This window comes from Bradyrhizobium sp. I1.14.4 (assembly GCF_050435825.1).
GTDB lineage: Bacteria > Pseudomonadota > Alphaproteobacteria > Rhizobiales > Xanthobacteraceae > Bradyrhizobium.
Map to the genome: position 1 here is coordinate 237,650 of NZ_JBNDLA010000007.1, position 19,360 is coordinate 257,009.

Genomic DNA, 19,360 nt, shown 5'->3' on the forward strand with positions numbered 1-19,360 from the left:
GGCGTCGGCGGGGGCGGACTGCCGGGATTTTGGTTTGCGGGATCACATGGTTGAGCGTGCCGCGAGGGTTGGCGATGCAGCGAGGCGCGTGCTTTTGTCGGGCATCGGCCTTGGGGCGTTGGCATGCGCGCTGCTCGCGAGCCCCGGCGCCCGCGCCGAGAGCCTGCCCGAAGCCCTGGTCAAGGCCTACCAGACCAATCCGCAGCTCAATGCCGAACGGGCGCGCCAGCGTGCCACCGACGAGAACGTGCCGCAGGCGCTGGCCGGCTACCGCCCCCAGATCATCGCCGGCCTTTCGGTCGGCCTGCAGGCGGTGCGCGACCAGCTGCCAGGCAATGTCATCCAGACCGCGACGCTGAAGCCGTGGCAGATCGGCGTCACGGTGACCCAGACCCTGTTCAACGGCTTCAAGACCGCCAATAGCGTGCGCGTCGCCGAGCTGCAGGTGCGGTCCGGCCGCGAGGCCTTGCGCAATGTCGGCCAGGGCGTGCTGCTCGACGCCGTCACTGCCTATACCAACGTGCTGGCCAACCAGACCCTGGTCGACGCGCAGCGCGCCAACGTCGCCTTCCTGAAGGAGACCCAGGCGATCACGCAGCGCCGCCTCAACGCCGGCGACGTCACGCCGACCGATACCGCCCAGGCTGAGGCCCGGCTCAACCGCGGCCTCGCCGATCTCAACGCCGCCGAGGTCAACTTCGCGATCAGCCAGGCCACCTATGCGCAGGTGGTCGGCAGCCCGCCATCGCAATTGCGGCCGGCCGACACCATCGACCGGTTGCTGCCGCGCAGCCGAGAGGATGCGATCGCACTTTCGTTGCGCGAGCATCCCGCCGTGACCGCGGCCGGCTTTGACGTCGACGTCGCCTCGACCTCGATCCGCGTCGCCGAAAGCAGCCTGATGCCGAACGTCTCCGTGCAGGGCAGTGTCAGCCGCGCCCGCGACACCGATCCCACGCTCGGCACCTTCGGCACCGATCAAGCTTCGGTGATCGGCCAGGTCACGCAACCAATCTACGACGGCGGCACCGCCGCCTCGCAGACCCGGCAGGCCAAGGAAGTGGCGGCGCAGAGCCGGCTCGTGCTGGACCAGGTCCGCAACCAGGCCAAGACCGCCGTGGTCAGCGCGTGGGTCGCCAATGAGGGCGCCAAGATCGCCGTGTCGGCCTCCGAATCCGAGGTGAAGGCTGCCGAGGTCGCGCTGGCCGGCGTGCAGAAGGAAGCCGCCGGCGGCCAGCGCACCACGGTCGACGTGCTCAACGCCCAGCAGGACTTGATCACGGCGCGGGCACGGCTGATCGGTGCGCAGCGCGACCGCGTGATCGCTTCCTACACACTGCTCAGCGCGAGCGGGCGCCTCGACGTCAAGACGCTCAATCTCAAGACGCCGGACTATCTGCCCGAGGTACACTACCATCAGGTCCGCGACGCCTGGCAGGGCCTGCGCACGCCATCGGGACAATAGGCTTTGTGGAACCGTTCGCGCGGCGCACGAACCCTTTCCGCCCGCTCTCTCCGCCGATAACCTCCCGGCCTGCCGGCAACCGATAATGCCGGTGCGCGGATCACGCGCATAACAGCCGAGCACGCAGGGAGACGTCCAATGCTGACGCGACGCGATATGATGCTGGCTTCCATCGCAGCGGGAGTCACCATGACCGGCAGCAACGCATTTTCGAAGGCAGCGCAACCATCGACCCCGGTGAACTTCGACGTGCCTGCCGGTGCGTGCGACTGCCACACCCACATCCATGGTGACCCCGAGAAGTTTCCGTTCTTCGCCGGCCGCGTCTACACACCGGAACCGGCCTCGCCGGAGGAGATGAGCGCGCTGCACAAGGCGCTGCATGTCGAGCGCGTGGTGATCGTGACGCCGAGCGTCTACGGCCCCGACAATTCGTCGACCCTGTTCGGCATGACGGCCCGCGGACCAACGGCGCGGGGCGTCGCCGTGATCGACGACAAGACCAGCGAGAGCGATCTCGATGCCATGCACAAGGCCGGCTTCCGCGGCATCCGCCTCAACCTCGCGACCGGCGGCGTCAACGATCCCAATGTCGGCCGGCAGCGCTTCTCGGCCGCGATCGAGCGGATGAAGGCACGCGGCTGGCATGTGCAGCTGTTCACCAGCCTCGCCATGATCTCCGCGATCAAGGACCTGGTCGCCGCCGCTCCGGTGCCGGTCGTGTTCGACCATTTCGGCGGCGCCGAGGCCGCGCTTGGCACAGGGCAGCCGGGATTTGCCGACCTCCTCGCACTCGTCAAGTCCGGCAAGGCCTACGTCAAGATTTCCGGCGCCTATCGCGCCTCCAAACTCGCGCCCGACTATGCCGACGCCGCGCCGCTGGCGCAGGCGCTGATCGCGGCCAATGCCGAGCGCATCGTCTGGGGCACCGACTGGCCGCACCCTGATTCTGTGACGCCCCAGGGCAAGAAGGTCACTGACGTGACGCCGCTGTACCAGATCGACGACGGCCGCCTCCTCAACCAGCTCCCGGTCTGGGCGCCGGATGCCAAAGTGCGCAAGACCATCCTGGTCGACAATCCCGCACGGCTCTACGGCTTTACCTGACGTTGTCCTTCGGCCGGCGCGAGAAGTAGGAGATCAGGATCGGCAGGGTGACCAGAATCACCAGCGGCGCCAGCATCATGCCGGTGACGACGACGATGGCGAGCGGCTTCTGCACCTGCGAGCCGATGCCCTCCGACACCGCCGCCGGCAGCAGGCCGACGCCTGCCACGACGCAGGTCATCAGCACCGGACGAAGCTGCAGCTCGCCGGTGCGGATCACCGCGCGCATCCGGTCATAGCCCTCATCGATCAGCTGGTTGAACTGCGACAGGATGATGATGCCGTCCATCACGGCAATGCCGAACAGCGCGATGAAGCCGATCGCCGCCGAGACGCTGAACGGAATGCCCGAGATCAGAAGCCCGAGCACGCCGCCGAAGATCGCCATCGGGATCACGCTCATCGCCAGCATGGTGTCGACCATCGAGCCGAAATTGAAGAACAACAGCGCCGCGATCAGCACGAGGCTGATCGGCACCACGATCGACAGCCGCTTGATCGCGTCCTGCAGATTGCCGAACTCGCCGACCCATTCGAGACGCGACCCCGGCGGCAATTGGACCTGCTCATTGACCTTCTGCTGCGCCTCCAGAATCGCGCTGCCGAGGTCGCGGTCGCGCACCGAGAACTTGATCGGCAGGTAGCGCTCCTGCTGCTCGCGATAGATATAGGCGGCGCCCGAGACCAGCTTGATCGAGGCGACCTCGCTCAGCGGAATCTGCATGATGCCGCCATTCGCGCTCGCAACCCCGATCCGCAGGTTCTGGATCGCCTCCGCGCTCTTGCGATATTCCGGCGCCAGCCGGACGATGATCGGGAAATGCCGGTCGCTGCCGGGTTCGTAGAGGTCACCGGCGCTGTCGCCGCCGACCGCGACCTTGATCGTGGCGTTGATGTCGCCGGGCGCCAGCCCGTAGCGCGCGGCACGCGCACGGTCGACATCAATCTGGATGGTTGGCTGGCCGAGCGATGTGAACACCGCAAGGTCGGTAATGCCCTGCACGGTCGACAGCACGGCCTTGATCTTGTTGGCGGTGTCGGTCAAAGCCTGCAGGTCGCTGCCGTAGAGCTTGATCGAATTCTCGCCCTTCACGCCAGACACTGCCTCCGAGACGTTGTCCTGCAGGTACTGCGAGAAGTTGAATTCGACCCCGGGGAACTTTTCCTGCAACTGCACGAGCAATTGCGCGGTGAGCTGTTCCTTGTCACGCGTGCCGGGCCATTCGTTGACCGGCTTCAAGGGCGCAAAGAACTCGGCGTTGAAGAAGCCTGCGGCGTCAGTGCCGTCGTCGGGCCGGCCATGCTGCGACACCACGGATTCCACCTCGGGACGGCTGCGGATCAGCCGCCGCATGTCGTTGACGTAGGCATTGCCTTCCTGCAGCGAGATCGTCGACGGCAGCGTGGCGCGGATCCACAAATTGCCTTCCTCGAGCTTGGGCAGGAACTCGAGGCCGAGGAAGCGCGCGAAGATGAGGGTCATGACCACGAGGCCGGCGGCGCCGGCCATCACGATCTTGCGGTTGGCGATTGCCCAGTTCAGGGCCGGCAGATAGATCGCGTTGAGCTTCTTGACAATCCAGGTCTCGGTTTCGCGGATATGCGCCGGCAGGATGATCACGCTCAGGGCCGGCGTGATCGTGAATGTCGCGAGCAGTCCGCCGGCCAAGGCATAGGCATAGGTCCGCGCCATCGGCCCGAAGATGTTGCCCTCGACTCCGCCCAGCGTGAACAGCGGCAGGAACGCGGCAACGATGATGGTAGCGGCAAAGAAGATCGAGCGGGAGACGTCGGCCGCGGCCGACAGAATCGCATGGCTCTTCATTCCCATCACCGTGTCTTCGGAGATGTGGCTTTGCTCCGCCTCCGACAGCGCGATGGTCTGCGACAGCCGCCGGAAGATCGCCTCCACCATGATCACGGTGGCATCGACGATCAGGCCGAAATCGATCGCGCCGACCGACAGCAGGTTGGCGGATTCGCCGCGCAGCACCAGGATGATCACGGCGAAGAACAGCGCGAACGGAATCGTCGCGCCGACTATCAGCGCGCTGCGGAGGTCGCCGAGGAAGATCCATTGCAGCAGCACGATCAGGAGGATGCCGACCACCATGTTGTGCAGCACGGTGTGGGTCGTCAGATCGATCAGGTCCTTGCGGTCGTAGATGCGTTCGATCTTCACGCCCGGCGGCAGGATCGAGGAATTGTTGATCTGGTTGACGAGCTGCTCGACGCGCGAAATGGTCGGGGAACTCTGCTCGCCGCGGCGCATCAGCACAATGCCCTGCACAATGTCATCGTCATTGTCGATGCCGGCGATGCCGAGCCGCGGCTTCTCGCCGATGGTCACCGCGCCGATATCCCTGACCAGCACGGGATTGCCGCCGGACTGCGAGATCATGCTGTTGGCGAGATCGTCGACCGAACGGATCAGGCCGACGCCACGCACCACGGCCGATTGCGAGCCGATATTCACGGTGTTGCCGCCGACATTGATGTTGGCGTTGGAAACGGCCTGCAGCACCTGCGGCAAAGTCAGGCCGTTGGCGACCAGCTTGTTGAAGTCGACCTGGATCTCATAGGTCTTGGTCTTGCCGCCCCAGCCGGTGACGTCGATCACGCCGGGCACCGCGCGGAAGCGGCGCTGCAACACCCAGTCCTGCAGCGTCTTGAGATCAAGCACGCTGTAGTTTGGCGGGCCCTTCAGCCGGTAGCGGAAGATCTCGCCGATCGGGCTGACCGGCGAGATGCCCGGAAGCACGTTGCCCGGCAGCGGCGCAAGCTGCGACAGGCGGTTGAGCACCTGCTGCAGCGCCTCGTCATAGGTGTAGTCGAAGGAGAACTGCAGCTTGACGTCGGAAAGGCCATACAGCGAGATGGTGCGGATGGTCCTGAGGTTCTTGATGCCGGCGACCTGGGTCTCAATCGGGATCGTGATGTAGCGTTCGATCTCCTCGGCCGAGAGGCCCGGGCTCTGGGTCACGATGTCGACCATCGGCGGGGTCGGATCGGGATAGGCCTCGATGTTGAGCTGCTTGAACGCGAGCAGGCCGCCGATGAAGACGGCGACGAACATGGCCACCATCAAATAGCGGCGATTGACGGCAAAGGCGACGAGGCGATCCATTCAGATCGGCGCTTTCAACTGGAAGGATTTTTCTTGATTGAACATGGTCTCTGCGCAAACGCATTCCGCGTCTGTCGCGAGCGAAAACCGGTTCACCCTTTTCCGGATCATGCCGTCAGGTACCGGAGGCGGCGCGGTCGATGAAGAGGCTTCCCTTCGTCACGATCTGCTCGCCCGGCTTGAGATTGCCGGCCACCTCGACAAGGTCGCCGTTGACGAGGCCGGGCTTGATCTGGCGCAGCTCGATCGTCTTGTCGTCGGGCCGCGCGACCCACACGCGAACCTGGTCGCCCTCGTAGATCAGCGCCTGCTTCGGCACGCCGACCGCCGGGTGATCGCCCTTCGAATACAGCGTCACGTTGGCGAACATCTCGGGCTTCAGCCGCTTGTCGGCGTTGTCGATGGTGGCGCGGACCAGGAGGCGACGCGAGGTCGCGTCGATCGCGGCGGCGACATAATTGACCCGGGCGTTCAGCACCTTGCCTGGCAGCGCCATCACGCTGAAGGTGAGGTCCTGCCCGACCGCGACATTGTCGGCGTCGGATTCGCGCACAAAGGCGATCAGCCAGACCGTCGAGAGATCGCCGATCACATAGACCGGGTCGCTGGCACCGGTCGAGACATACTGGCCGGGGCCGGCCTTGCGCTGGACCACGGTGCCGCCGATCGGCGCAAACACCGTCGTCTCCGGATTGAGGCGGCCTTTCTGCTGCAGCGTCGTGATGGCGTCATCGCCGAAGCCGAGGATGTGCAGCTTGTTCTGCGCCGCTTCCAACAGCGTCTGCGCCGAGCGCGCATCGTTCTGCGCTTGCACCAGCGCCGCCTGCGCCTGCTGATAGTCCTTCAGCGGGATCGCCTTGCCCTCGGACAGGTCCTTGGCGCGCTTCTCCTGGATCTGCGTGAGGTCGAGCGCCGACTGTGCCTTGTTGAGGCCGGTGATCGCGGCGACGTAGTCGTTCTGCGCCTGCACGGTGTCGGCCGCTTCGATCACGAACAGCGGCTGCCCCTTCACCACGGCATCGCCCGGCCGCACCAGCAGGCGGGTGACGCGCCCGGTATAGGGCGAGTAGACCGGGGTGGAGCGGTCCTCGTCGATCCCGATCTTGCCCTCGGTCACCAGTTCGGAGCGGAAGGTGTGCTCAGTCACGGCCTGGAAGGTCAGGCTGGTCCACTCGGCCGCCGACGGGGCATAGCGCGCGGAGCCCTTGCGGGACTGGCTGGAGACTTCCGACGATGTCTGCTTTTCTGAGCCGAAACGTGTGTAGCCATAGGCGCCCGCGCAGGCGACCGCCAGCACCGCCGCGGCAAGGACCAGGCGCGGTCGGCTAAAGCTCTGCATTCTCTTGGTAAACTCTTTCACCATGCGGTCCGCGGGGTCGATCGTTGCAGCGTCCGGCGGGACTGCCCCAGCGGTGCGCTAATAGTGCCGAATTGGCGTTTCAAACAACCTAAAAATCGCGCTTCGGCGGCGCCTGCCGTTAAAGTTTGGATAGCCTGAACGGCTGCTGAATGTCTCATCCGGGAAACTCCGGGGGATTGCTGCCGAGCGGCATGGCTGGCCGGGACCAATAGGCCGGGGTCTTCGACAAACGCGCCGCATGCCGGACTGAACTCAGCGTGCCAAAGCCGGACGGCAGCTGCTCGATGAAGGGCTGCACTGCGTCCGCCGTCAGGTCCTCGGTCGCAAGGCCGCCTTTGAGGCGGCCGAGATTCCACAACCAGCGCCCGGTCTGCGCCAGCGACACCCGGACGTGCCAGCTGCCGCCCTCGCACGCCTGGCGGGCCTTCGCCATCATGGCGCCGAACGCCATGAAGTATCCGGTGGCGTGATCGAGCATCTGGGCCGGCAATTCCTTCGGCCCGTCGACGCCGGCCGCCTGCCCTTCGGCGTGGTTGAAGCCGGTCGTGGTCTGCACCAGCGAATCGAAGCCGCGGCGCTCCGCCCACGGTCCGGCATGGCCATAGGCCGAGAGTGTCACATAGACGATCCCGGGGTTGATGCGCGCCGCTTCCTCCGATGAGAAGCCGAGCCGCGCAATCGCCTGCGGACGATAGCCTTGCGAGAGGATATCGGCCTGCGCCACGAGATCGCGCATCACGCCCCGGCCCTCTTCGCTTCGCAGCTCGACGAAACTCGTCAGCTTGCCGCGACCGGTATCGATGGTGAGCCAGGGGATCGCAGGCAGAGCGGGACCTGAGATCAGCAGCACATCCGCGCCATGCGCCGCGAGCGTGCGGCCGGCGACGGGACCTGCGATCACGCGCGACAGATCGAGCACACGGATGCCGGCCAGCGGCCGGTCACCCGGGGGCCACGGTTTTGGCGCGGCGTCGCCGATCCTCTCGATCGAGATCAGCGGCAGTTTTGCCAGTTCTTTTGCATGCGGCGTCGCTGACCACTCGTCATGCGAACGCATCAAGGCGACGACGCCGCCGGCGGCGTAGGCCGCGGTCTCGAACGCCTCGCCGTCCCATTGCAGCAGCGCGGCCTGGACGTCGTCACGCTCGGCGTTGCAGCCTAGCACTTTGCAGACGGCGTCGCGGTGATGCGGGAAATTGGTGTGGAGGCGGACGAAGCGGTTGTCTCGGACACGGTAGACGCCGGCGATCTTGTCCCAGGCCGGCGGTGGCGGCTTGTCGTCGACGCGCAGGTAACGTTCGCTGCGGCATTCGACGACGGCGTGGCGCATGTCGACCGCGACGTCCTGCTGCTCGCCGCTGCGGGCCTTCCAGATCTCGGCCGCGGCAAGGCCGGCTGCAGCGATCGGTACCTGCGCCGCGGCTGCGACCCGAAACGACGACGGCAGCTGCGGCTCGCTGCCGGTCAGCGTGACCGCGTCGAGCGCGGACGGCGCGCCACCGGCGCCGGTCCAGACATCGGCAAGAATTTCACGAATGTCCTGCATGCGCATACCTGTTTACGATTATTCTATGCATGAGCATCATGACAAGAAGGCGGTGCCGATCCCAACCGTCAAAGCTTGTTTGGGCGCGATCTCCGCGCAAGCGCGTTCCGCGTTTGTCGCGAGGCAAACCCGCTTCGCACTTTTCCGCATCAAGCCTTCTGCCTGACCCACACAGGAGTTGCAATGGCTGCCATCGATCCCATCACTGCCGGCGCAGTCTTCGTCGCAACCGCGGCCACCGACGCGGTCTATGTCATGTTCACCTCGGCGGTGGTGGCGCGCAAGCGCGTGCCGGCGGCGACCTGGAGCAGCATCTGGTATCTGCTCTCGTCCTATGCGGTGATCAGTTACACCGAAAACTGGGTGTATGTCGCCTTTGCCGCAGCGGGCTCGTGGGTCGGCGCTTATGCATCGATCACCTTCCTGCACCGCCCGCCGGGCGGACCGCCGGTGGGTGCGGCAGTGGAGTAGTCAATTTGGGACCGCTTGTAAGCTTCGTGTCAGCATTCGCATGTAAGGCACACGTCAGCATTCTCGCGACATGATTTGTCCGAGCTTTGCGTCTCGTTTCACCCTCTCTTGACAGAGGGCGCAGGGAAAGCCGGGTGCCGATCGCACCCATGGGCCCCGAGCAAAGGGTGGAAAGCTCGGGGGTAGGACCACAGGTGTAACCGGAGCAACCCGGCTTTCCCTGCGCGATGGGTTACGGCTTACTTCGCGCTCTCCCCGGCGAGACTGGGCTTGCTTGTCACCGCCTTCGCAACGCGCATCGCGCAATGCGAAAAGACACCTGCCACTAGGGCGTCAGGACCACGCGACTTCACCGTCCGCCTCGCGTGCTCTCGTCAGTCACACGCGCGGCGTCCACCGCATCTCGACCCACGTTCGTGACGACCGCGAAGCGCCCCTCGTGCCGGGTGAGACGGGAGCATTGAACATCTGAGTTGGGGTGCGCGTCAAGTTAAATTCTGAAAAGCCGAACAAATAAATCAAGGTGGAGCGCAGCGATACCCATCGATCACATCAGCGGCGTCTGCCGGACGAAGCCCGGCAGAAGCTCGCACCATTTGCATCCTACTTGAGCGCAGCCTGGCCGGCGAGCGAGATCACATTGTCCTGCGAGCCCGAACCGCCGCTGACGCCGATGGCGCCGACGATCTTGCCGTCGACGACCAGGAGGTTGCCGCCGCGCGAGGCGACCACGTCGTCGAGCGTTGCGAGATAGGAGAAGTATGGCCCCTTGCCCATCAGATTTTCGAACGTCAGCGTGGGCCGGCGATAACGCGTCGTGGTGCGCGCCTTGTGCTGCGAGACGCCGATCGAGGCGTATTGGCAATTGTCCTGCTTCTCGAAGTAGACGAGATCGCCGGCCGGATTGACGATCGCAATGCAGAACGCATTCCAGTTTCGCTTCTGCGTCTCGGCGACCGCGGCGGCGGCGACCTTCTTGGCGGTTTCGAGGTTGATCGGCTCGCCATAGGGCGGCGGCGTCAACGCATCGGGGACGACGTCGTTCGGGTTGTCGGGATTGGAGGGCACCTGGGCAAACGCGCCGGTGGCCGTGACGAACGCGACGCATGCCGCGCCGATGAGCGCAGTGAAATAACGCATGTCATTCTCTCCCAGTTTGATTGTTCTTTTAAGACGCCCCAGATCCGATCGCCGGGCGGCGGGACGATAGCAATTGATCCGCGGCGCACAAGGCGAGATCGATTGGTTGCAACGCGGTATGCGACATCCTGCGATGAAAATCGCGTGACGCGACGGGATATCGAGGTCGCGCAAGGCTGCGATGGACGCTACAGTCCGCGCGCATCAGCAAAGGACATGCGAATGGATCTGGGTTTGAAGGGAAGAAACGCGATCGTGCTCGGCGGCACGCGCGGCATCGGGCGGGCAATTGCGGCGACGCTGGCCGGCGAAGGCGTGGGCGTGGCGGTCTGCGCCCGCAATGCCGAGCAGGTTGCGGCGGGCGTTGCCGAACTGAAGGCCGCCGGCGGGCGCGCTACCGGCGCGGCGGTCGATATCACCGACAGCACGGCGCTGAAATCGTGGATTACCAATGCCGCGGCGGGATTGGGCAGCATCGACATGATGTTCTCCAATGCCGGCGCCATGGCGCAAGGCGGCGATCCGGCATCGTGGGAGCAGAATTTCCGGCTCGACGTGCTGGGCGCGGTGAACGCCTTCGAGGCAGCACGCCCGTTCCTCGAGGCGAGCGGCGAACAGACCGGCGACGCGGCCTTCATCATCATCTCGTCGATCTCGGCAGCGCAGGCGGATCGCGCCGGCTCCTACGGCCCGATCAAGGCGGCGCTGGTGCACATGGCGAAGGGACTGGCGCGGCAATATGCGGCGAAGAAAATCCGCGTCAACGTCGTGTCGCCGGGCACGGTATATTTCAAGGGCGGCATCTGGAACATGGTCGAGCAGAACGCACCCAAGATGTACCAGGATGCGCTGGCCCGCAATCCGACCGGCCGCATGGCCACCCCACAGGAGATCGCCAACGCGGCGGTGTTCCTGGCGAGCCCGGTCTCCTCGTTCACGACAGGCTCGAACCTCGTCGTCGACGGCGCGATCTCGAACCGGGTGAATTTTTGAGGAACACTTCGCCGTCGTCCTGGCTTTCGCCGGGACGACGTTGGGGAGATAGCCGGCTCAACGGCGCCGTCATCGCACGATGACTAATGAAAATCGCGTGACGGCGGCAGGATGCGGACGTTGCGCGGGTGGCGGATCTTCTGCGCCGGCGCATCGCCGTGATCGCGGCTGATGTCGTTGAGCGGCTCGATCAATGCCGGGCCCGCAGGCACCGGATGCTTGCGGCTCAGGGATTCGTTGGCAAGGCCGATCAGATCGTGGGAGCGGTCGATCATGCGCTGCGCCACCAGATGCGTCACCCCTTCCGGGCTGCTCTGGATGTAGCCCTCGACCAGGATCAGGCGCGCACCCATCACCTCCTTGCGGTACTGCTCCATCACCTTCGGCCACACCACGATGTTGGCGATGCCGGTCTCGTCCTCCAGCGTCATGAACACGACGCCCTTGGCGCTGCCCGGACGCTGCCGCACCAGCACGACGCCGGCACAACGGACGCGGCGGCGGTCGTTGCTCCGGTTGATGATGTGGCAGGCTACGACGCGCTCTTTGGTGAACATCTCGCGCAAAAACTCCATCGGATGGCCCTTCAGCGACAGGCGGATGGTCTGATAATCGGCGACCACCTGCTCGGGGCGCGGCATCTCCGGCAGCGGCTTGGCACCTTCATCCGGCTGCTCGCGCGCGGTGGCGGCCTCGAACAGCGGCAGCGGCACGTCGTCGGGCAGCCGCCGCACCGCCCACAGCGCCTCGCGGCGGTCGAGCCCGAGCGAGCGGAATGCATCGGCATCGGCGAGCAGGATCAGTGCGCGCTTGGGCAGGCCGGTATCGCGCGCGAAATCTTCCAGCGAGGTGAAGGGCCGGCGGTTGCGCGCGGCGACGATGCGGTCGGCCCAGTCCTTTTCTTGCTTCGCCTCTCCCACTTGCTCCGTCTTATTCACGTATCCCGTTGACGCACGCATCTGGTCCAAAGCCGCGCGGGAGGTGGTTGGGCTCTCTCCCCCCTTGCGGGGGAGAGTTGGAGAGAGGGGTAAGCCACGACCACTGCCCGTGCGGCTGACCCCTCTCCCTAACCCTCCCCCGCAAGGGGGGAGGGGACCCATCCATTCGTGCCTCCCTGACTCATGCACGTTTACGCTTCGCGCACTACACAGCGCCTGCTGCTGTTTCAGCCTCTCCTCATCCTCATCCAGCCAGTGAAAGCCGTCGATCTGGCGGAAGCCGAGCCGCACCGCGCAGTATTTCCCGTCGCGCTCTTCCAGCGTGTTCTGCGCAAAGCTGAAGGAAACATCGACCTCGCGCACCGTGACGCCGTTGTTGCGGGCGTCGCCGACGATCTGCGCCGGGGCGTAAAAGCCCATCGGCTGTGAGTTGAGCAGGCCGCAGCAGAACGCATCGGGATGATGGTGCTTCAGCCATGAGGAGATGTAGACGAGTTGGGCAAAGCTTGCGGCATGGCTTTCCGGGAAGCCGTAGGAGCCAAAACCCTTGATCTGGTCGAAGCAGCTGCGGGCGAAATCCGGATCGTAGCCGCGCGCCACCATGTTGCCGACCAGCTTCTCCTCATAGCTGCCGATGGTGCCGAGATTGCGGAAGGTCGCCATCGAACGGCGCAGGCCGTTGGCCTCCTCGGAGGTGAACTTTGCCGCCTCGATCGCGATCCGCATCGCCTGCTCCTGGAACAGCGGCACACCGAGCGTCTTGTGCAGCACGTTGTAGAGTTCATCCGGTGGGCCGTGCTCGGGCGCGGGCGACGGATAGCTTTCCTTCTCCTGCTTGTTCCGCCGCCTGAGATAAGGATGCACCATGTCGCCCTGGATCGGCCCCGGACGCACGATCGCGACCTCGATGACGAGGTCGTAGAAGGTGCGCGGCTTCAGCCGTGGCAGCATGTTCATCTGGGCGCGGCTCTCGACCTGGAACACGCCGAGCGACTCCCCGCGGCACAGCATGTCATAAACTCTCTTGTCGTCCTGCGGGACCGAGGCGAGCTCCCAGTGCTCGCCCTTGTGGTCACTGATAAGGTCAAAGCATTTGCGGATGCAGGTCAGCATGCCCAGCGCCAGCACGTCGACCTTCATCATGTTGAGCGCGTCGACGTCGTCCTTGTCCCATTCGATGAAGGTGCGGTCGTCCATCGCGGCGTTGCCGATCGGCACATAGGTGTCGAGCCGGTCCTGGGTCAGCACATAGCCGCCGACATGCTGCGAGAGATGGCGCGGAAACTCGATCAGCTCGGTGGCGAGTTCGACCGCGAGGTTGATCATCGCGTTCTTGGGATCGAGCCCGGCCTGCCGCACTTGCATGTCGTTGAGGCCCTTGCCCCAGCTGCCCCACACGGTGTCGGCGAGCGCCGCGGTGACGTCCTCGGTCAGCCCGAGCGCCTTGCCGACGTCGCGGATCGCGCTGCGCGGGCGATAATGGATGACGGTGGCGATGATGGCGGCGCGGTGGCGGCCGTAGCGGCGATAGACATATTGCATCACCTCCTCGCGCCGCGAATGCTCGAAATCGACGTCGATGTCGGGCGGCTCCAGCCGCTCCTTGGAGATGAAGCGCTCGAACAGCAGATCGACCTTGGTCGGATCGACCGAGGTGACGCCGAGCACGTAGCAGACCGCGGAATTCGCCGCCGAGCCCCGCCCCTGACACAGAATGTTCTGGCTGCGCGCATAGTGCACGATGTCATGCACGGTGAGGAAGTAATGCGCGTATTTCAGCTCGGCGATCAGCGCGAGCTCCTTGTTCAGGGTGTCGCGGAGCTTGCTGTCGATGTTGGCGATGCCGCCGAAATATTTGTCGACGCCAGCCCAAGTCAGGTCCTCCAGATGCTGCTGCGCGGTCTTGCCCGGCGGCACCGGCTCGTCGGGATATTGGTATTTGAGCTGGTCGAGCGAGAAGCTGATGCGATCAGCAAAGCGCATGGTTTCCGCGATCGCAGCAGGCCAGTCGCGGAACAGCCTCGCCATTTCGTGCGCCGGCTTGAGATGTCGTTCGGCATTGGCCTCGAGCCTGCGGCCGATCGCCTCGATCGTGGTCTTTTCGTGGATGCAGGTCAGCACGTCCTGCAACGGGCGGCGCGCGGGATGGTGATAGAGCACCTCGTTGGTGGCGAGCAGCGGCACGCCGGCATCAGTGGCGAGACCATGCAGCCGCGCGAGGCGGCGCTTGTCGTCGCCGCGATAGAGCAGGCTTGCGGCAAGCCAGACGCCGTCGGCAGCGCTCGCCTGCAATCGCGCCAGCAGATCAATCGCGTCAGCCATCTCGAAACGATGCGGCAGCGCCAGTACCAGGAGCTGGCCTTCGGCAAAATCGAGCAGATCGGACAAGCTAAGACGGCAATCGCCCTTCTCGATCCTCTCGCCGTCATCGCCGCGCTTGCCGCGGGTCAAGAGCTGGCACAGCCGGCCATAGGCGGCGCGGTCGCGCGGATAGACCAGGATGTCGGGCGTGCCGTCGCTGAAGACGATGCGGGCGCCGATCAGGAGCTTTGGCGGATGGGCGACCTTCTCGCTGTCGAGCTCCTTCCAGGCGCGCACCACGCCGGCCAGCGTGTTGTGATCGGCGATGCCGATCACGGGAATCCTCAGCTCGCTCGCCTGATACACATAGGCGCGCGGATCGGAGCCGCCGCGCAGGAAGGAGAAATTGCTGGTGATGCCGATCTCGGCATAGTCGGGCACTGATGTCTTCATGCGAACAGTCCGTGCACATACCAGTTAGCCGGAACGGACTTGCCCTGCTCGTCCCGCAGCTCGCTCTCGTAGAGGCCGTCGCGAAAGATCCAGAAGCGCTGGCCCTCGGCGTCCTCGACGCGGAAGTAATCGCGCGTCAGCGACGCGCCGTCCTGTTTCCACCATTCCATCGCGATCCGCTCGGGGCCCTCGACCCGCACCACCGCGTGCAAGGCACGCCGCCAGGTGAATTGATGCGGCGGACCGTCGGGCACCGTCGCGAACGGCACTTTTATGAGTTCGGGCCGCTCGAACAGCCGCAACGGACGCAGCGGCGGCTCGCCGGCGACACGTTCCGGCCAGGCGGCCGCGCTCGCGGCGGCCAGATGATGCTGCGCCGGCAGCGCGAGCGCTGATCGTTCGGGGATGTGGCTCTCCAGCGGCAGATGCACGACGACGCGCTTGCCCCCGATGCGGGCGGCGATGCGGTCGATCAGCGCCGAGAGCGCGTCATTGTCGTGCACGGTGGCGTCGAGATCGCGCTGCTGCTGCACCACGATCTCGGTACGCCCTGCGGCAAGACGGATGAGATCGAAGCCGAAGCCGGGATCAAGGGGATCGTTGAGCGCATCGAGCCGCTCGCGGAACAGGCGGTCGATCATCTCGGGCCGCGTCACCGGACGGCCGGTCTCGACCAGGATCGCGCGCACCGCGCCGTCGGTGCGGAAGAAGCTCGCCTCCAGTTGCCGGGCTCCCTTGCCCTGCTTGTCCATCGCGGTAACCAGCATCTTGGCGAGGCTTGAGAGGGTCAGCGCGATCACGGTGTCGGTGGCGATGGGCTCGGGGAAACGCTTCTCGACGATGTAATCGGGCAGCGGCTTGCGCGGGCTGATCGGGGCATCGCCCTGCCCGAGCGCGTGGCCGAGCAGGGTCGTGAAGGCTGCGCCGAACCGCGCCGAGATTTCATGCGGCGCGCGCGCGGCGACATCGCCGATGGTCTTCAAGCCGGCGCGGCGCAGGCCGGTGGTGATCGTGGCATCGGCGCCGAGCGCCGACACCGGCAGCGGGCCGACCGCCTGCGCTTCCGCGCCATCGGCTACGATCTGCCCCGAGGCGTAGCGCGTCAGCGTGCACGCCGCGATCGAGGTGCCGGCGATTGCGGCACTGATGGCAAAGCCGCGCCGGTTCAGCGCGCTGGTCACGATTTGCAGCAGCGCGCGCTCGCCGCCGAACAGATGAGCGCAACCGGTGATGTCGAGGAACAGCCCGTAAGGCGGATCGAGCGCGACCAGCGGCGTGAAGCGGTCGCACCAGTCGGCGATATCGTTCAGCGTCTTCAGATCGGCCGCGGGATCGGCGTCGTAGACCGTGAGCTCCGGACAGATCGCCCGCGCATTGGCGAGCGGCAATCCGATCGACAGCCCGGCGCGCACCGCAGCCTCGTCGATGGCGTGCAGCAGGATCGCGTTGTGGTCCTTTGCCACCACGACGCTGGGGAGACCGCTACTTAACCCATTTGTGAGGGAGGCATCAACGGATGGGTTCCCTCCCCCCTTGTGGGGGAGGGTTAGGGAGAGGGGTAAGCCGCATACGCTGGCGTCCGTGGTACCCCTCTCTCCAACTCTCCCCCGCAAGGGGGGAGAGAGCCCTGGCAACGTGCTCATCTCACTTGAAGGTTCATCCAGCTCGCCTGCAACGAGCTCAGCTGGCGAGGCGATGCTCTGCGCGAGCTTGCGCTTGATGCGATCGATCGGCAGGCGTGGCAGCCACAGGCTGAGGATACGCCGACGGTTCACTGAATTGGCACTCATCACATTTCCATTCCATGATCCATCGCCCGACCGGGCCATGACGATTGCGCACGAGTTCGGCCTCGAAGCGCGGCGCGCCCCAGGCGCTGCAAAGCGCCGCAGGCATCGCGGCATTGCCGGGCGGCGAATGCGCCGCGCGCACGATCCAGCGCGTCTCCGCGGTCGAGGGGATCGGGGTGGCCGCGATCCGCAACACCAGCGCGGTGACGCCGGAGGCTTGCGCGGCCAGCGTCAATTTGCGGCTGGCGACGAGATCGAGCTGGCGCGCATGGCCCCAGACCTCGAGCACAACCGCGCCGAGCGCATCGCAGGCGAGCGCGTCGGCCGCGGTGCGCAGGCCGCTATCGATATCGGCGGCACGCACCGTGACCAGCAGGCGCGGATCGAGGCCGAGTTCGGCCAGCCCGCGCATCGACAGCGCGCCGTTTTCGCGATCGGAAAAGTCCTGCCGTACCCAGACCAGCGGCTTGCGCGAGGACATGCGGCCGGCAAGCCCCGCGATGAAGCCGGTCGCCGCGCCCCCCTGATGGCCGGCCGCGAACACCTCGTGCAGCGCGGCCGCCGCAAGCCCGCCGCGCAGCATCGCGTCCGCGCTGGCATGGCCGAGCGCGACGCGGTTCGGCATCGCCGCATCCGATGGCGCCTCGATGCGCGCGATGCTGCCGCGCAGAGACGCAAGCGTACCCGTGCGTGCGCCATTCATTGCGCCGCTCCTTCCACCTGAAAATTTGAGGCCGTCACTGACCTGAATAGAGAACCAGGGACTGGCCCATTTGTTCATGATATGTTCTAATATAAAGCTAACAGGGCCTGCGGAGTCAATCGGATTGGTGAACTCATCGATTCATGAGTGGAATCAATGGGATTCAGCAGCCGCCGAACCGGATGGCCCTGATCTTCCGCAGTGTCAGGCGCACAAGCCGCGAAAATGGCGGCGTGACGGAAACGGAGCAATCGCATGCGCATCATCGTGCTCGACAACGACACCGATTTCGAAGGCTGGCGCAAGGCCGCGCGGCGATTGGCGCTGAATGACGTGAAGCCTTCGGAAGTCACGTGGACCGTACGCCGCGATGACGAACTATCATCGGCATCCTGCGTGAATGAATTGCCGGATCCGCCGCAGGCACAGCTCAACGTCCCTGCCAAATTCGTCGAGCTGGCAAGAACCGCGATCCTGCATCGGAACGACGAGCGCTTCGCCCTGCTCTATCGCCTGCTGTGGCGGCTGCGCAGCCATCACGATCTGCTCGGCGCGACCACCGCCCCTGATGTCGCCGAGGTCCACGCGATGGCGCGCGCGGTCTATGGCGATATCGACAGGATGCACGCGCATCTGCGCTTCCGCGAGATCGGCCGCGAGCGGACGGCGCATTACGTCGCCTGGTTCGAGCCGGAGCATCGCATCGTCGAGCTCGCCGCACCATTCTTTGCCGGCCGCTTCGCCGACATGCCGTGGTCGATCCTGACCCCCGACGTCTGCGCACATTGGGACGGGCACGCGATCTCGATCACGCCGGGCATCGCCAAATCCGAAATGCCGACCGAGGATCGGCTCGAGGAAGTTTGGCGGCGTCATGACAACGGCCTGCTCAATCCCGCACGGCTGAAAGTGATGGAGATGCCGCAGGCCTATTGGAGGAACCTGCCCAAGGACTCGATCATTAAGCCTCTGATCGAAGATGCAATGCGCATGACGAGCGGCCCCTTCATCACACGCAAGGCGGCCGAGCCGCTGAAGCGGCAGGATGAGCCGATGCCCCGCAAGCAAACCCAGGATATGCAAGCCCGCGACACGATCGCGGCCTTGCGCGAAGAGGCCGCCGATTGCCGCGCCTGCCCGCTGTGGAAGGACGCAACCCAGACCGTGTTCGGTGAAGGCCCGCAAAGCGCAACGCTGATGCTGGTCGGCGAGCAGCCCGGCGACAAGGAAGATCTCGCAGGCCATCCCTTCGTCGGACCGGCCGGACAGATGCTCGATCGCGCGCTGGAGGAAGCCGGCATTGCGCGCACCAAGGTCTATGTCACCAATGCGGTGAAGCACTTCAAGTTCGTGCCGCGCGGCAAGATCCGGTTGCACCAGAAGCCGAACACGCCGGAGATCCGCGCCTGCCGGCAGTGGTATGAACGCGAGCTCGCTACCATCAAGCCGGACCTGGTGATGGCGCTCGGCGCCACGGCAGCGCAGAGCGTGCTCGGCAAGATCACGCCGATCAACAAGAACCGCGGCCGTCTGATCGACCACGATGGGATCAAGGTGCTCGTCACCGTGCACCCATCCTATCTGTTGCGGCTGCCCGACGAAAAAGCAAAGGCGCTGGAATATCATCGCTTTATCGACGACCTGAAAATCGCGGCACATCAGCTGCGCAGATCAGCCAACGCGGCTTGAGTTCCGCCAAACCAGCGGAACCACACTTCAACGTGAAATTGTTCTAAACCCTGACAAACACCTACAACCTTGAATTGATCTGTGTTAGGGTAGCATGTTCCGCAGGTATCGGGCGTCATGTTCACGCCATGACGTACCCTGAGGCGGGCGCGCTGCGCGGTTTGCTAGCCCCAATCGTGCGGCGCGCCACCTCATCTATCTGCCTGCAACCTGGCCCGCACCCTCGCAGCATTTTCCCCCTTGTAGCGTTCATGTCACGGCCGCCGGGCCTTGACGG

The 19,360-nt window shown here is 65.2% G+C and carries 12 protein-coding genes; 5 read left to right on the plus strand and 7 right to left on the minus strand.

Going from position 1 to position 19,360, the window contains the following annotated elements; translation table 11 throughout:
• The first annotated feature begins 46 nt into the window (after nucleotides 1-46).
• A complete protein-coding gene (locus tag ABIB78_RS17250; RefSeq protein ID WP_429026582.1) occupies nucleotides 47-1,465 on the plus strand; it encodes a TolC family outer membrane protein in 1,419 nt (472 codons plus the stop codon).
• A 138-nt stretch (nucleotides 1,466-1,603) separates the two neighbouring features.
• Complete coding sequence (locus tag ABIB78_RS17255; protein ID WP_429026584.1) at nucleotides 1,604-2,572, plus strand: amidohydrolase family protein; 969 nt, start codon at nucleotides 1,604-1,606, stop codon at nucleotides 2,570-2,572.
• Here the strand turns inward: ABIB78_RS17255 and ABIB78_RS17260 are convergent.
• The 3 genes from ABIB78_RS17260 to ABIB78_RS17270 form a co-directional block, all read right to left on the minus strand.
• Nucleotides 2,565-5,699 carry an efflux RND transporter permease subunit gene (locus ABIB78_RS17260; protein ID WP_429026587.1) on the minus strand — a complete coding sequence of 1,045 codons (3,135 nt, stop codon included), beginning with the start codon at nucleotides 5,697-5,699 and terminating at the stop codon, nucleotides 2,565-2,567. The genes ABIB78_RS17255 and ABIB78_RS17260 overlap by 8 nt on opposite strands.
• A 115-nt stretch (nucleotides 5,700-5,814) precedes the next feature.
• Complete coding sequence (locus ABIB78_RS17265) at nucleotides 5,815-7,062, minus strand: efflux RND transporter periplasmic adaptor subunit (protein ID WP_429026590.1); 1,248 nt, start codon at nucleotides 7,060-7,062, stop codon at nucleotides 5,815-5,817.
• A gap of 151 nt (nucleotides 7,063-7,213) precedes the next feature.
• Nucleotides 7,214-8,605, minus strand: coding sequence for a CoA transferase (locus tag ABIB78_RS17270; protein WP_429026592.1), 1,392 nt, complete (start codon nucleotides 8,603-8,605; stop codon nucleotides 7,214-7,216).
• Between the two features lie 183 nt (nucleotides 8,606-8,788).
• Between ABIB78_RS17270 and ABIB78_RS17275 the strand changes: the two genes are divergently transcribed.
• The gene (locus ABIB78_RS17275; RefSeq protein WP_429026593.1) at nucleotides 8,789-9,076 is read left to right on the plus strand and encodes a hypothetical protein; all 288 of its coding nucleotides are present in this window, start codon (nucleotides 8,789-8,791) and stop codon (nucleotides 9,074-9,076) included.
• Nucleotides 9,077-9,679: 603 nt separating this feature from the next.
• Here ABIB78_RS17275 and ABIB78_RS17280 read toward each other — a convergent pair.
• A complete protein-coding gene (locus ABIB78_RS17280; RefSeq protein WP_429026596.1) occupies nucleotides 9,680-10,216 on the minus strand; it encodes a GlcG/HbpS family heme-binding protein in 537 nt (178 codons plus the stop codon).
• Between the two features lie 222 nt (nucleotides 10,217-10,438).
• Between ABIB78_RS17280 and ABIB78_RS17285 the strand changes: the two genes are divergently transcribed.
• A complete protein-coding gene (locus ABIB78_RS17285) occupies nucleotides 10,439-11,209 on the plus strand; it encodes an SDR family NAD(P)-dependent oxidoreductase (protein ID WP_429026597.1) in 771 nt (256 codons plus the stop codon).
• An 83-nt stretch (nucleotides 11,210-11,292) separates the two neighbouring features.
• Here ABIB78_RS17285 and ABIB78_RS17290 read toward each other — a convergent pair whose 3' ends face one another.
• Genes ABIB78_RS17290 through ABIB78_RS17300 form a run of 3 tightly spaced genes read right to left on the minus strand, consistent with a single transcriptional unit; the run spans nucleotide 11,293 to nucleotide 17,394 of the window.
• Nucleotides 11,293-14,901 carry an error-prone DNA polymerase gene (locus ABIB78_RS17290; RefSeq protein ID WP_429026599.1) on the minus strand — a complete coding sequence of 1,203 codons (3,609 nt, stop codon included), beginning with the start codon at nucleotides 14,899-14,901 and terminating at the stop codon, nucleotides 11,293-11,295.
• Complete coding sequence (locus ABIB78_RS17295; RefSeq protein WP_429026602.1) at nucleotides 14,898-16,691, minus strand: Y-family DNA polymerase; 1,794 nt, start codon at nucleotides 16,689-16,691, stop codon at nucleotides 14,898-14,900. Before ABIB78_RS17295 ends, ABIB78_RS17290 begins: the two co-directional genes overlap by 4 nt.
• Nucleotides 16,582-17,394 carry an ImuA family protein gene (locus ABIB78_RS17300; RefSeq protein WP_429026603.1) on the minus strand — a complete coding sequence of 271 codons (813 nt, stop codon included), beginning with the start codon at nucleotides 17,392-17,394 and terminating at the stop codon, nucleotides 16,582-16,584. The genes ABIB78_RS17295 and ABIB78_RS17300 overlap by 110 nt, the downstream gene beginning before the upstream one ends.
• A 255-nt stretch (nucleotides 17,395-17,649) precedes the next feature.
• On the opposite strand from ABIB78_RS17300, the gene ABIB78_RS17305 reads away from it, so the two are divergent.
• Nucleotides 17,650-19,083 (plus strand): UdgX family uracil-DNA binding protein, encoded by a 1,434-nt coding sequence (locus ABIB78_RS17305; protein ID WP_429026606.1) that lies wholly within the window; start codon nucleotides 17,650-17,652, stop codon nucleotides 19,081-19,083.
• Nucleotides 19,084-19,360: the final 277 nt, after the last annotated feature.

Excerpts from the sequence above, each read along its gene's own strand:
- ABIB78_RS17305 (WP_429026606.1), top strand. The coding sequence starts at position 17,650 with ATGCGCATCATCGTGCTCGACAACGACACCGATTTCGAAGGCTGGCGC.
- ABIB78_RS17270 (WP_429026592.1), bottom strand. The coding sequence starts at position 8,605 with ATGCAGGACATTCGTGAAATTCTTGCCGATGTCTGGACCGGCGCCGGT.
- ABIB78_RS17255 (WP_429026584.1), top strand. The coding sequence starts at position 1,604 with ATGCTGACGCGACGCGATATGATGCTGGCTTCCATCGCAGCGGGAGTC.
- ABIB78_RS17285 (WP_429026597.1), top strand. The coding sequence starts at position 10,439 with ATGGATCTGGGTTTGAAGGGAAGAAACGCGATCGTGCTCGGCGGCACG.
- ABIB78_RS17250 (WP_429026582.1), top strand. The coding sequence starts at position 47 with ATGGTTGAGCGTGCCGCGAGGGTTGGCGATGCAGCGAGGCGCGTGCTT.
- ABIB78_RS17280 (WP_429026596.1), bottom strand. The coding sequence starts at position 10,216 with ATGCGTTATTTCACTGCGCTCATCGGCGCGGCATGCGTCGCGTTCGTC.
- ABIB78_RS17275 (WP_429026593.1), top strand. The coding sequence starts at position 8,789 with ATGGCTGCCATCGATCCCATCACTGCCGGCGCAGTCTTCGTCGCAACC.
- ABIB78_RS17265 (WP_429026590.1), bottom strand. The coding sequence starts at position 7,062 with ATGGTGAAAGAGTTTACCAAGAGAATGCAGAGCTTTAGCCGACCGCGC.
- ABIB78_RS17295 (WP_429026602.1), bottom strand. The coding sequence starts at position 16,691 with ATGAGTGCCAATTCAGTGAACCGTCGGCGTATCCTCAGCCTGTGGCTG.
- ABIB78_RS17300 (WP_429026603.1), bottom strand. The coding sequence starts at position 17,394 with ATGAATGGCGCACGCACGGGTACGCTTGCGTCTCTGCGCGGCAGCATC.
- ABIB78_RS17290 (WP_429026599.1), bottom strand. The coding sequence starts at position 14,901 with ATGAAGACATCAGTGCCCGACTATGCCGAGATCGGCATCACCAGCAAT.
- ABIB78_RS17260 (WP_429026587.1), bottom strand. The coding sequence starts at position 5,699 with ATGGATCGCCTCGTCGCCTTTGCCGTCAATCGCCGCTATTTGATGGTG.